General features: G+C 53.0%; 10 protein-coding genes. 1 reads left to right on the top strand and 9 read right to left on the bottom strand.

Going from position 1 to position 12,648, the window contains the following annotated elements; all coding sequences use genetic code 11:
- Positions 1-3 precede the first annotated feature (3 nt).
- From nuoI to lrhA, 9 genes are all read right to left on the bottom strand, one after another.
- Positions 4-546, bottom strand: coding sequence for an NADH-quinone oxidoreductase subunit NuoI (gene nuoI / locus ABRZ28_RS12720; protein WP_319604899.1), 543 nt, complete (start codon positions 544-546; stop codon positions 4-6).
- A 14-nt stretch (positions 547-560) separates the two neighbouring features.
- On the bottom strand, positions 561-1,538 hold the full coding sequence (nuoH, locus tag ABRZ28_RS12715; RefSeq protein ID WP_319604900.1) for an NADH-quinone oxidoreductase subunit NuoH: 978 nt from the start codon (positions 1,536-1,538) through the stop codon (positions 561-563).
- Positions 1,535-4,261 (bottom strand): NADH-quinone oxidoreductase subunit NuoG, encoded by a 2,727-nt coding sequence (gene nuoG, locus ABRZ28_RS12710; RefSeq protein ID WP_330520421.1) that lies wholly within the window; start codon positions 4,259-4,261, stop codon positions 1,535-1,537. Before nuoG ends, nuoH begins: the two co-directional genes overlap by 4 nt.
- Positions 4,262-4,388: 127 nt before the next feature.
- Positions 4,389-5,738, bottom strand: a complete 1,350-nt coding sequence (nuoF, locus tag ABRZ28_RS12705; protein ID WP_330520420.1) for an NADH-quinone oxidoreductase subunit NuoF — start codon at positions 5,736-5,738, stop codon at positions 4,389-4,391.
- The gene (gene nuoE, locus ABRZ28_RS12700) at positions 5,735-6,286 is read right to left on the bottom strand and encodes an NADH-quinone oxidoreductase subunit NuoE (RefSeq protein WP_319604903.1); all 552 of its coding nucleotides are present in this window, start codon (positions 6,284-6,286) and stop codon (positions 5,735-5,737) included. Before nuoE ends, nuoF begins: the two co-directional genes overlap by 4 nt.
- Positions 6,287-6,288: 2 nt before the next feature.
- Complete coding sequence (nuoC, locus tag ABRZ28_RS12695; protein WP_319604904.1) at positions 6,289-8,088, bottom strand: NADH-quinone oxidoreductase subunit C/D; 1,800 nt, start codon at positions 8,086-8,088, stop codon at positions 6,289-6,291.
- A gap of 95 nt (positions 8,089-8,183) precedes the next feature.
- Positions 8,184-8,858: a NuoB/complex I 20 kDa subunit family protein gene (locus ABRZ28_RS12690; protein WP_009112081.1), complete on the bottom strand. Its 675-nt coding sequence runs from the start codon at positions 8,856-8,858 to the stop codon at positions 8,184-8,186.
- 16 nt (positions 8,859-8,874) lie between these two features.
- Positions 8,875-9,315: an NADH-quinone oxidoreductase subunit A gene (locus ABRZ28_RS12685; protein ID WP_319604905.1), complete on the bottom strand. Its 441-nt coding sequence runs from the start codon at positions 9,313-9,315 to the stop codon at positions 8,875-8,877.
- Between the two features lie 642 nt (positions 9,316-9,957).
- Positions 9,958-10,869, bottom strand: coding sequence for a transcriptional regulator LrhA (gene lrhA / locus ABRZ28_RS12680; RefSeq protein ID WP_319604968.1), 912 nt, complete (start codon positions 10,867-10,869; stop codon positions 9,958-9,960).
- Between the two features lie 493 nt (positions 10,870-11,362).
- On the opposite strand from lrhA, the gene ABRZ28_RS12675 reads away from it, so the two are divergent.
- A complete protein-coding gene (locus ABRZ28_RS12675) occupies positions 11,363-12,577 on the top strand; it encodes a pyridoxal phosphate-dependent aminotransferase (RefSeq protein WP_319604906.1) in 1,215 nt (404 codons plus the stop codon).
- Positions 12,578-12,648: the final 71 nt, after the last annotated feature.

Genomic DNA, 12,648 nt, shown 5'->3' with positions numbered 1-12,648 from the left:
TCCTTAGGGCAATAGGCCTTTAACATCAATGGGTTTAGCTTCGTTTTCAGCTTCGCCTTTATCTTTCCCATCGATAGCCATGCCGGCCATCCGGTAGAAGTTATATTCCGGATATTTACCCGGCCCCGATATCAGCAGATCTTCTTTTTCGTACACCAGATCCTGCCGTTTGTAATCCCCCATCTCAAAATCCGGCGTTAACTGAATGGCGGTGGTAGGACAAGCCTCTTCACAAAAGCCGCAGAAAATGCAGCGCGAAAAGTTGATACGGAAAAACTCGGGATACCAACGACCATCTTTGGTTTCCGCTTTCTGCAAGGAGATGCAGCCGACCGGACAGGCCACGGCACACAGGTTACAGGCCACGCAACGCTCCGCGCCGTCCGGATCGCGCGTCAGCACGATACGGCCGCGATAGCGCGGCGGCGGATTCACGGGTTCTTCGGGATACATTCTGGTTTCGCGCTTTTTAAAAGCGTTCGAGCCCACCATACAGATACTGCGTACCTGGGTGCCGAAACCAATCACTAAGTCTTTTAATGTCATGGTTCACTCACCCCTTATTGAGCGTTGTACAAAATGACCGCGGCCGTCGCCAGCAGGTTCAGTAAGGTTATCGGCAGACAAACTTTCCAACCGAAAGCCATCACCTGGTCATAACGCGGACGGGGCAAGGCGGCGCGAATCAGAATAAACATCATCATGAAGAAGGCCGTTTTCAGCGCAAACCAGACAAACGGCGGCAGGAACGGACCATGCCAGCCCCCGAAGAACAGGGTAACGATCAGAGCGGAAACCGTGACGATACCGATATATTCGCCGACGAAGAATAAACCGAATTTCATGCCGGAATATTCGATGTGATAGCCATCCGCCAGTTCCTGTTCCGCTTCCGGCTGGTCAAACGGATGTCGGTGACACACCGCTACCCCGGCGATGGCGAAAGTAACAAAGCCGAAGAACTGCGGAACGATGTTCCATAAATGCGCCTGCGATTCGACAATATCGCTCATATTGAAAGAACCGGCCTGAGCGACCACGCCCATCAGCGACAGACCAAGAAACACTTCATAGCTCAACGTCTGGGCGGAAGCGCGCACCGCGCCCAGCAATGAGTATTTGTTGTTGCTCGACCAGCCGGCAAACAGCACGGCGTAAACCGCCAGACCCGCCATCATCAGGAAGAAGAGTATCCCGATATTCAGATCCGACACGCCCCAGGTCGGGCTGACCGGCACAATGGCAAAGGACAGCAATAAAGAGGTAAAGGCGATCATCGGCGCCAGCGTGAAGATCACCTTGTCGGTAAATCTTGGCACCCAGTCTTCTTTGAAGAACATTTTGATCATATCGGCGACTAACTGTAACGAACCGCCCCAACCGACCCGGTTCGGTCCGTAACGCCCCTGGAACAGACCCAGCAGCTTACGTTCGCCCATACTCATGAATGCCCCGCAGGTCACCACGACCAGCAGAATGACGATCGCTTTGCCAACGGCAATCAGTACTTCCAGGAGCTCCGGTGTTAACCAACTCATTGTGCAGCCTCCCGCAGATTGTCAACGGTCGCGCCCGCCAGCACCGGCGCGATGCCCGGCAGTCCCAGCGGTAAACCGACCTGTCCCTGACTCAAGCCGTCGCTTAACCGCAGCGGCAAGCGTAATGTCTGGCCTTCGCAGCTCAATTCGACCAGCGTACCGGGATTCACCCCCAGGGCCGCCGCATCAGCCGGATTAACCATAACGTAAGCTTCAGGCATACGGCTTTGAATCACGGCGGAGCGCTGCGACATCTCATCGCTGCCGAACAGATGATAATACGGCGCAACGCGCCAGCTTCCTGATTGAGCGACAAACGCCGCCGGGATGTTATCGAAATATCCCAACGTACTGTCTCCCGCTTCGATCAGGCGGACTCCCGGATCGCCGTGGCGAATATGACCGCCGACTTCATCCTGAAACTTGTTCCAGGCTTGCGGCGAGTTCCAACCCGGCGCCCAGGCGAAGGGAATCTGCTGACGATCGGCCTGCGGACTGTTGTTCCCTTCCATTGAGAAGGCGAACATGGTGTCTTTATCCTGCGGCTGACGCGGCTCATGCACGCTGATGTTGGCGCGCATGGCGGTGCGTCCGCTTGAACGGTTCGGCGAACGCGCCAGTTTCTGCCCGCTAATTCTGAACGATGCGTCAGGCGCGGCCTGTTTAATCGCCGACAATTGCGGCATGGCATCAATACAGGCATCAATGACATGATCAAGCTGAGTCCAGTCGATTTTGCGGTTGTGGTAGGTGGAGCTCAGCGAGTGCAGCCAACGCCAGCTTTCCAGCATCACCACGCTGTTGTCGTAGTAAGCGGGATCGTAGACCTGGAAAAATCGCTGCGCGCGGCCTTCCTGGTTGATTAGCGTACCGTCGCTTTCGGCAAAACTTGCCGCTGACAGAACAAAGCCGGCTTTATCCATGATGCGGGTGCGCTGATGATCCAGCACGATCACGTTGCCGGCTTTTTCCAGCGCCGCGTCAATGCGCGCGGCAGGCGCGTGACGATAGAGATCGTTCTCCATGACCACCACGCTGTCGGCTTCGCCGTTTTCCAGTTGCGCCAGCGCGTCATCCAGCGAGCCGCCCCCGATCATCGACAGGCCGATGCTGTTGGCCGCGGAGGCGACAAACGTGATGCCGACGTCGGCGCCGCGAGACTTGAGCGCCTGCGCCACATTGGCCGCCGCCGCGATAAGTTCTTCGCTGCCCGCGTTGGTGCCGGAAATAATCAGCGGTTTTTTCGCCCCGGTCAGCGCCTGAACAATGATGTCCACTTTCTGATCGAGTCCGTCGGCCAGATCCGTCACCGCCGGCGCGCTGTCATCCAGCGCATGGGCAATGGCGAAACCCAACCGGGCCTGATCGGCGACCGGCGCCCGATAGTTCCAGGCGGCGATATCGTCCAGTCGGGTACTGTCCACGTTGGTGATAAACAGCGGATGTTTGGCATGCTGACCAATATTCAGGATGGCCGCAATCTGCCAGTCGGCCACTTTCTGCGCCGCCGCCATTTCACGCGCTTTGCCTTTTACCGCCTGACGAACCGCCAATGCAATGCGCGCGCCGGTCTGAGTCAGATCTTCGCCCAGCACCAGAACGGCGTCATAACTTTCGATCTCGCGCAGCGCCGGCGTACGCACGCCGCCGTTCTGCAAAACTTGCAGAATCAGTTGCAGCCGTTGTTGTTCGTCGTGGGCGATACCGGTATAAAAGTTTTCCGCCCCGACCAGTTCACGCAAAGCGAAGTTGCTTTCAATGCTGGCGCGCGGCGAGCCGATGCCGATGGTTTTCTTCGCCTGACGCAACGCGTCGGCCGCGCCTTCCACCGCCTGTTCGCCGGTCAGCTCAACCCAGTCGTCGCCGCGACGTTGCAGCGGATGTTTCGGACGATCTTGCAGATTGACGTAGCCGTAGCCAAAACGACCGCGATCGCATAAGAAATAATGGTTTATGCTGCCGTTGAAACGGTTTTCAATACGACGCAATTCGCCATAACGTTCGCCGGGGCTGGTATTGCAGCCAACGCTGCACTGTTGGCAGACGCTCGGCGCAAACTGCATATCCCATTTACGGTTGTAACGTTCGGAGTGCGTTTTGTCGGTGAAAACGCCGGTCGGACACACCTCAACCAGGTTGCCGGAAAATTCGCTTTCCAGCGTGCCGTCCTGCGGACGCCCGAAGTAGACGTTATCGTGCGCGCCGTAAACGCCAAGGTCGGTGCCATCGGCATAATCTTTGTAGTAACGGACACAACGGTAACAGGCGATACAGCGGTTCATCTCATGCGAGATGAAAGGACCCAAATCCTGATTACGGTGAGTGCGTTTGGTAAAACGGTAGCGACGGAAATTCTGTCCCGTCATCACCGTCATATCTTGCAGATGACAGTTCCCGCCCTCCTCGCACACCGGACAGTCATGCGGGTGATTGGTCATCAGAAACTCGACTATCGTTTTACGGAATAGCTTCGCTTCTTCGTCTTCAATCGCGATGAACGTACCCTCGGTAGCCGGCGTCATACAAGACATCACCAGTCGACCGCGGGTATCCTCCTCGTTCTGGTATTGCTTTACCGCGCAAAGGCGGCAAGATCCAACGCTTCCCAGCGCGGGGTGCCAGCAAAAGTAAGGAATATCAAGTCCCAGGGACAGACAAGCCTCAAGCAGGTTGTCCGCTCCATTCACTTCATACTCTTTGCCGTCTACATGAATAGTAGCCATAGTCAGCATGCTTCCATAATGGCCTGAGTTACCACAGGCGCTAATCAAAAATTCTGTTTATGAGGGCGACTTGTTGGTGTCGCCCGGCGGATACATTTACTGCATCTCAAGCTCATCAGACGATTGGTTACCAGCGCTCTTTCAACAAGTTAGGTTGAATACCGCCAATCGCTTTGGTGTTACCCAGATATTGTGAAGAAATACCCGCTTCGAACTCATTTCGGAAATATTTGATGGCGCTTTGCAAGGGTTCCACGGCGCCCGGCGCGTGAGCGCAAAAGGTTTTGCCTGGGCCCAGGAAACGGCAAAGCTGCTCCAGCGTTTCGATATCTCCGGGCTGCCCTTCTCCACGTTCCAATGCCCGCAACAGTTTTACGCTCCAGGGCAAACCATCGCGGCACGGCGTACACCAGCCGCAGGATTCACGGGCAAAAAACTCTTCCAGATTGCGGGTTAAGGAAACCATATTGATTTCGTTGTCGACCGCCATCGCCAGCGCGGTACCCAAACGGCTTCCCGCTTTGCCGATGTTCTCAAAGTCCATCGGCAAATCGAGATGATCGCCGGTCAGGAAATCGGTACCGGCGCCGCCGGGCTGCCAGGCTTTCAATGTCAGCCCGTCCCGCATGCCGCCGGCGTAATCCTCAAGAATCTCGCGCGCGGTGGTGCCAAACGGCAATTCCCACAGACCCGGATTTTTAACGCGTCCGGAAAATCCCATCAGTTTGGTGCCGGCATCCTTGCTTTTGCCGGCGGACAACCCCTGATACCACTCGGCGCCGTGCTCGATAATGGCCGGAACGTTGCACAACGTTTCCACGTTATTAACACAGGTCGGTTTACCCCATGCTCCGGCGGATGCCGGAAACGGCGGTTTCGAGCGCGGGTTGGCGCGACGACCTTCCAGCGAGTTAATCAGCGCGGTTTCTTCGCCGCAGATGTAACGACCGGCGCCGGTATGGACAAACAGTTCGAAATCAAACCCGCTGCCCAGAATGTTTTTACCCAGAAGACCGGCCTGTTTGGCCTCCTCAATGGCGCGGCGTAAATTCACCGCCGCTTCAACATATTCGCCGCGCAGAAAGATGTAGCCGCGGTAGGCTTTCAGGGCAAACGCGCTGATCAGCATGCCTTCCACCAGCAGGTGGGGAAGTTGTTCCATCAACAGGCGGTCTTTATAGGTTCCCGGCTCCATTTCATCCGCGTTACACAGCAGATAACGGATATTCATGCTTTCGTCTTTCGGCATCAGGCTCCACTTAAGCCCGGTCGAAAAGCCGGCGCCGCCGCGTCCTTTCAGACCCGCGTCTTTAACCAGGGAAACCACCTCATCCTGCGCCATGCCGCTCAGGGCTTTCTGCGCGCCGGCATAGCCGTTTTTGCTGCGATACTCATCCAGCCACACCGGCTGTTTATCTGCACGTAAACGCCAGGTCAGAGGATGCTGTTCAGCAGTCAGAACAATGTTTTTACTCATTGATACTGCTCCAATAACGATTCGATATCATCAGGCTTTACGTGACTGTGAATGTCGTCGTCAATCATCATTGACGGACCTTTATCACAGTTTCCCAAACAGCAGGTCGGCAGCAGGGTAAAACGGCCGTCAAACGTAGTCTGACCCGGCTTAATACTGAGTTTGCGTTCCAAAGCCGCCTTGACGCCTTCATACCCGTTGATATGGCAAACGACGCTGTCGCAATAGCGCACGATGTGGCGTCCCACCGGCTGGCGGAAGATCTGGCTATAAAACGTGGCCACGCCTTCCACATCGCTGTCCGCGATTCCCAGCACATCGGCAATCGCCTTGATGGCGCCATCCGGCACCCAGCCACGCTGTTTCTGCACGATTTTCAGCGCTTCGATCGACGCGGCGCGGGCATCTTCATAATGGTGTTTTTCCTGCTCAATCGCGTCACGCTCTGCGTCGCTCAGCACAAAAACATTTTCTTTCGTCAGTGAATCGGCGGCGGGTTGCCCCTGGGCGTCGATATGATCGGGAGTAGTGTTGTTATGATCGTGCATAATTAGCGGTCCACATCAGACATGACAAAATCGATACTGCCGAGGTACACGATCAGGTCGGAGACCAGACATCCGCGGATGACGGACGGAATCTGCTGTAAGTGTGCGTAACTCGGCGTGCGAATACGTGTACGGTAGCTCATCGTGCCACCATCACTGGTCAGGTAATAACTGTTGATACCCTTGGTTGCCTCAATCATCTGGAATGATTCGTTGGCGGGCATTACCGGTCCCCAGGAAACCTGGAGGAAGTGGTTAATCAGGGTATCAATGTGCTGCAAGGTGCGTTCTTTCGGCGGCGGCGTGGTCAGCGGATGATCGGCTTTGAACGGGCCGGCCGGCATATTCTTCAGACACTGTTCCAGAATACGCAGGCTCTGACGCAGTTCTTCAACTTTCAACATCACGCGGCTGTAACAATCGCTGATGCCGTCGCCGAGCGGCACTTCAAAGTCAAAGTTTTCATAACCGGAATACGGACGCTGTTTGCGCACGTCGAAATTGACGCCGGTTGCCCGCAAACCGGCCCCTGTGACTCCCCACTCCAGCGCCTCTTTCGCATTGTAGCCGGCAACGCCCTGAGTACGACCTTTCAGGATGCTGTTCTCCAAAGCGGCTTTGACATAAGTGTCCAGACGAGACGGCATCCAGTCGAGGAATTCGCGCAGCAGACGCTCCCAGCCGCGCGGCAAATCATGCGCCACGCCGCCGATACGGAACCAGGCCGGGTGCATACGGAACCCGGTGATGGCTTCGATCAGATCGTAAATTTTCTGACGATCGGTGAACAGGAAGAAGATCGGCGTCATCGCGCCGACGTCCTGGATGTACGTCCCGATATACAGCAGGTGGCTATTAATACGGAACAGTTCCGACAGCATGACGCGGATCGTCTTGACGCGATCCGGCACCTCGATACCCGCCAGTTTCTCAACGGCCAGTACATAAGGCATCTCATTAACGCAGCCGCCCAGATACTCGACGCGGTCGGTATAAGGAATATAGCTATGCCAGGACTGACGCTCCCCCATTTTTTCCGCGCCGCGGTGGTGGTAGCCCACATCCGGCACGCAGTCGAGTATTTCTTCACCGTCCAATTGCAGGATCAGACGGAAAGCGCCGTGCGACGACGGGTGGTTCGGCCCCATGTTAAGAAACATGAAGTCCTCGTTTTCGGTGCCGCGCTTCATGCCCCAGTCTTCAGGCTTAAACGTCAGCGACTCCATTTCCAGATCTTCTTTCTGCTTGGTCAGCACAAAGGGATCGAATTCGGTGGCGCGCGCCGGATAGTCTTTGCGTAACGGATGGCCTTCCCAGGTCAGCGGCATCATGATGCGCGTCAAATGCGGGTGGCCGTCAAAGGTCATGCCGAACATTTCCCAGGTTTCCCGCTCATACCAGTTGGCATTGGGGAACAAGTTGGTCATGGTCGGCAGATGCATGTCGTTTTCGGCCAGCGCGACTTTCAGCATGATGTCGCGATTGCGCTCGATGGAAATCAGATGGTAAAAAACGGAAAAATCAGCGGCCGGCAAGCCTTCGCGATGGGTGCGCAAACGTTCGTCCATGCCGTGCAAATCAAACAGCATCACATAAGGCTTCGGCTGTTTTTTCAGGAAAGACACCACTTCCAGTAATTGCTCGCGCTTGACCCACACGACGGGAACCCCGGTACGCGTGGCCTGCACAGTAAAAGAGTCGGGCCCAAAACGGTTACACAGTTCGCCAACCACCGGATCATCAAGATGATCGCGAGTTTGCCAGGCAGGCATAGCGAGATCGTGCGTCGTTAAATCTGTCATAAATATGTCACCACATTAAATGTGCTATTTCTATCTGAATAAGGCCGCACCTATTATCGTGATATTACGCGACCGCCATATTCATCATTCGCAGGTCAAATCTCATCGGGCGAACGCAAGTTGGTCACCGCGATACGCTCACCGCGCTTACGTTCCCGTTCAGACTGCATATTGGCGCGATAAACGCCCTGCTCTCCCACCGTCCATGACAGCGGGCGACGCTCTTTACCGATGGATTCCTGTAATAGCAACAGCGCTTGCATATAGGCTTCAGGTCGGGGCGGACAGCCAGGAATATAGACGTCAACCGGGAGGAATTTATCAACGCCCTGCACAACGGAGTAAATGTCGTACATCCCGCCGGAGTTCGCGCAAGCCCCCATGGAGATCACCCACTTCGGCTCAAGCATTTGTTCATACAGACGCTGAATGACCGGCGCCATTTTGGTAAACACCGTACCGGCAACAACCATGAAGTCCGCCTGACGAGGCGAGGCGCGAATAACTTCGGACCCGAAACGAGCAACGTCGTGTACCGCAGTAAACGAGGTCGTCATTTCCACGTAACAACAGGAAAGGCCGAAGTTATATGGCCAAAGCGAGTTTTTACGACCCCAGTTCACGGTATCGTGAAGCGCATGCTCCAGCTTGCCCATATAAACGCTGCGGTGAACATGCTGCTCCAGAGGGTCGGAAACGATCTCCTGGCGTTGCAGGGGATAACGGTCATTCTCACCGTCCGGCTCTATGCGGGTGAGCGTATAGTCCATCTTAAATGCCTCGCTGTTACTGCTGATGATTGTTGGTAATGTTTACGATGTCTGATTTAACGACCTGTCTCTTGGAACGCGCGGGGATCCAATCCAGAGCGCCGATTCGAACCAGATAGATCAAACCAGCCAGCAACACGAAAATGAATATGGCTGCTTCGATAAAGCCAATCCAGCCGCTCTCTCTGATAGAGACGGACCAGGCGTAGAGATATAAGGCTTCAACATCGAAAATGACGAAAAACATGGCGACCAGATAAAATTTGGCGGACAGCCGCATACGCGCTGAACCTACCGCATCGATTCCTGATTCATAAGGTACGTTTTTGGCTCTGGCTTTTGCCCTGCCGCCAAGCAAAAAACCACCGGTCAGCATGAAGATACACAGGCCAACGGCAATAATAACGAATAACGCAAATGCCCAATGATGGGCGAGGATTTCTGTAGTTGTTGACATACTCGTTGCTTACTCATCAAAAGTGGTTAGTAACATCTGCTCTTTTTCGGCAGCTAAGCACCACATCGATTAAAAGGAAGGATAAAAGACCACACAAAACGCACGGAAACGTGTCAGGTCAACGGGCATTAGATGGTCGAGCCCCTAATTCTGTAACCTTTTTTCAACCTTACTAAAGGTAACAGTATATCAGTTTACATGCACACAGTTTTGTTAACACTCACATTCCTGTTTTCCGCTTAATCGAGTCAGTGATTATTATTTGTTAACAAAGCACGATCACGGCCAGCTCAGGTTTACCAAGCCACTATACCATTTTCGAAAGGATTGCTTGTTCACCCATAGTGTTATTAAGGGCATTTTTTGATCCGCGGCACATTTTTGCTAATTTAGTTAGTAAAAAAACTGATGAGAACAATTTTTGAGCCAATGGAAAATTATTGAGGCATGCGTTAAAAAAAAAGAACCCGCGTTTCATAAAAAATCAGGGGATTTTAAAATTTTCTACCGCGTAGGCAGATAAAGGAAAGAAAGTGCAATATGGGTAAATATCCTGTGCCGACAACCACGTTATCAGCGAGCTGACCGCCATTATTCGGGACACGTCCTTTTGACCCGAACAATGTCTGACCTGTTATACAATTACATCACGTCCTTTAACGAGGCGTCCATTACCGGCACATAAGATTTATTGCCTGAGCCGATCACGTTAAAAATCGCCGTTGCCAACTCATTTTCATGATGCGGATTTTTGCACAGGAAGTAGCGGGTTTCCGGCAGTCTGGGTAACCCATCCTCTTCGCCCAGCACCCTTAATCCCGGACTCATCATCTCAACCGAACGTACGGTCACGCCCAAACCTGCTTTAACGGCGGCGCGAACCGCCGACAGCGTGGATGCGACATAGGCGATTCTCCATGGGATCCCCATTGCATTCAGATACTCCAGCGCCAATGTCCGAAAAGGACTGGGGTCATCCAAAACAACTAGCGAAACGGGTTCTTCCGGTCTGAATTGATAATCAGCGGCGCAATACCACAGCGTCGGAGATGTCCGTAATAAGACGTGGGGAAATTCCATACTGTGCATTGTGGTAATCACCAGATCAATTTTCCCCTGATGTAGCATATCCAACATTTCCGCGCTGCGCTTCACGCTCACGTCGATTGATAATTTAGGGAAGATAGATGTTACCCGGTGTAAAATATAAGGAAGAATGGTATCAGCAGTATCATCGGAAGCGCCGATGGTCAGTGCGCCCTGAATATCACTGAACATTAATGAGGTACAGGCCTCGTCATTGAACTGTAATATTTTTCTCGCATAGCCAAGAAACTGAATACCGTGTTCGGTCAAAAGCTTATTGCGCCCATGACGGGCGAAAAGCTCCTTTCCGATGAGTTGCTCTAAACGTTGCATCTGCTGACTGACGGCCGATTGCGTCCGACGTACAGCAACAGCAGCGGCTGCAAAAGTGTTCAAATCTGCAACAGCGACAAACGTTCTTAATAGATCAAGATCGAGATTTATTACTGGTCGATTTGCGTTGGTCATACGATTCATCACTTATCTATTTTAATTTTTAACAAAAACAATCCTGGTGTTTTATTACATGTAATGGTAACAACCCATACATTTTAAAGACACTATCGCAGACGCACCATAAGGGCAAAAAAATACTTATATTTCGTTACCACAATCGCCTTTTCAATTGATGAGTTGTCATTGTTTTAAATGCCTTACCTCCTTGAATTCTTAATCAGATAACGTCGTCTTTCTTTTTTCATTCTGTAAAATAAATGCTACCAATCTTTAAATAACCGCATGTATTTTCATAATGAAAAATGTTCCGACCGACATAAAAGCGAACCCGCCGTCTACAGTATCGCACCATCGGATTAGTACACAACCATATAGTGCATAAGCGGAATAATTTGCAGAGAAAGCGATAATCATTCTTCAAAAGGTACTACAGGAGGAGTACATTGAGCAGGTTATGCTATTCCACACAGGAATGCGCTTTTCCCGCAAAAGGTTCGTGATATTTATGTCCCCGATTGAAAAATCCAAGAAGCTGGAGAACGTTTGTTATGACATCCGCGGCCCAGTTCTGAAGGAAGCCAAACGTCTTGAAGAAGAAGGTAATAAAGTACTTAAGCTGAATATTGGCAATCCTGCGCCCTTTGGTTTTGACGCGCCCGACGAAATTCTGGTCGATGTGATCCGCAATTTACCGACGGCACAGGGCTACTGCGACTCCAAGGGCCTGTATTCCGCGCGTAAAGCCATCGTCCAGCACTATCAGGCCAGAGAGATGCGTGATATGACGGTCGAAGATGTGTACATCGGCAACGGGGTCTCTGAGCTGATTGTGCAATCTATGCAGGCTTTGCTGAATACAGGCGACGAAATGCTGGTTCCGGCGCCGGACTATCCGCTATGGACCGCCGCCGTATCGCTTTCTAATGGCAATGCCGTACATTATCTCTGTGACGAAACATCAGACTGGTTTCCCGATCTGGATGACATTCGTAAAAAAATTACGCCCCGTACTCGCGGCATTGTGATTATCAACCCCAATAATCCCACTGGGGCGGTGTATAGCAAAGCGCTGCTGCTGGAGATCGTGGCTATCGCCCGCGAGCATAACCTGATTATTTTCGCCGATGAGATCTACGACAAAATCCTGTATGACGACGCGCAGCACCACTCCATCGCCGCCCTGGCGCCGGATTTGCTGACCGTAACGTTTAACGGATTATCAAAAACCTATCGCGTCGCCGGTTTTCGTCAGGGCTGGATGGTGTTGAACGGGCCGAAAAAGCACGCTAAAGGCTATATTGAAGGCTTGGAAATGCTGGCATCCATGCGTTTATGCGCTAACGTGCCGATGCAGCATGCCATTCAGACGGCCATCGGCGGCTATCAAAGCATCAGCGAATTCATCCAACCGGGCGGACGCTTATATGAACAGCGCAACCGAGCCTGGGAGTTGATCAACCAGATCCCCGGCGTATCCTGTGTAAAACCGCAGGGCGCGCTTTACATGTTCCCGCGCATTGATGCCAAGCACTTTAATATTCACGACGACCAGAAACTGGTGCTGGATCTGCTTTTGCAGGAAAAAGTCTTGCTGGTTCAGGGAACGGCATTTAACTGGCCCTATCCGGATCATGTTCGCATCGTCACCCTGCCCCGCGTTGACGAACTGGATATGGCGGTACACAAACTGGGGCGTTTCCTGCAACACTACCGCCAATAACGCGGTCCCCCTCCCGACGCCGGGTCGCGGTTATCACGCCCGGCGCCGCGAGGTTGCCGGATGGTTTGCAT

This window comes from Brenneria sp. g21c3, from assembly GCF_040240345.1.
Taxonomy (GTDB): Bacteria; Pseudomonadota; Gammaproteobacteria; order Enterobacterales; family Enterobacteriaceae; genus Brenneria.
This window is presented reverse-complemented; position numbering and strand designations above follow the sequence as displayed.

Bases quoted from the DNA above. Each gene is read 5' to 3' on its own strand.
- nuoI (WP_319604899.1), bottom strand. From the start codon at position 546: ATGACATTAAAAGACTTAGTGATTGGTTTCGGCACCCAGGTACGCAGT.
- nuoH (WP_319604900.1), bottom strand. From the start codon at position 1,538: ATGAGTTGGTTAACACCGGAGCTCCTGGAAGTACTGATTGCCGTTGGC.
- nuoG (WP_330520421.1), bottom strand. From the start codon at position 4,261: ATGGCTACTATTCATGTAGACGGCAAAGAGTATGAAGTGAATGGAGCG.
- nuoF (WP_330520420.1), bottom strand. From the start codon at position 5,738: ATGAGTAAAAACATTGTTCTGACTGCTGAACAGCATCCTCTGACCTGG.
- nuoE (WP_319604903.1), bottom strand. From the start codon at position 6,286: ATGCACGATCATAACAACACTACTCCCGATCATATCGACGCCCAGGGG.
- nuoC (WP_319604904.1), bottom strand. From the start codon at position 8,088: ATGACAGATTTAACGACGCACGATCTCGCTATGCCTGCCTGGCAAACT.
- ABRZ28_RS12690 (WP_009112081.1), bottom strand. From the start codon at position 8,858: ATGGACTATACGCTCACCCGCATAGAGCCGGACGGTGAGAATGACCGT.
- ABRZ28_RS12685 (WP_319604905.1), bottom strand. From the start codon at position 9,315: ATGTCAACAACTACAGAAATCCTCGCCCATCATTGGGCATTTGCGTTA.
- lrhA (WP_319604968.1), bottom strand. From the start codon at position 10,869: ATGACCAACGCAAATCGACCAGTAATAAATCTCGATCTTGATCTATTA.
- ABRZ28_RS12675 (WP_319604906.1), top strand. From the start codon at position 11,363: ATGTCCCCGATTGAAAAATCCAAGAAGCTGGAGAACGTTTGTTATGAC.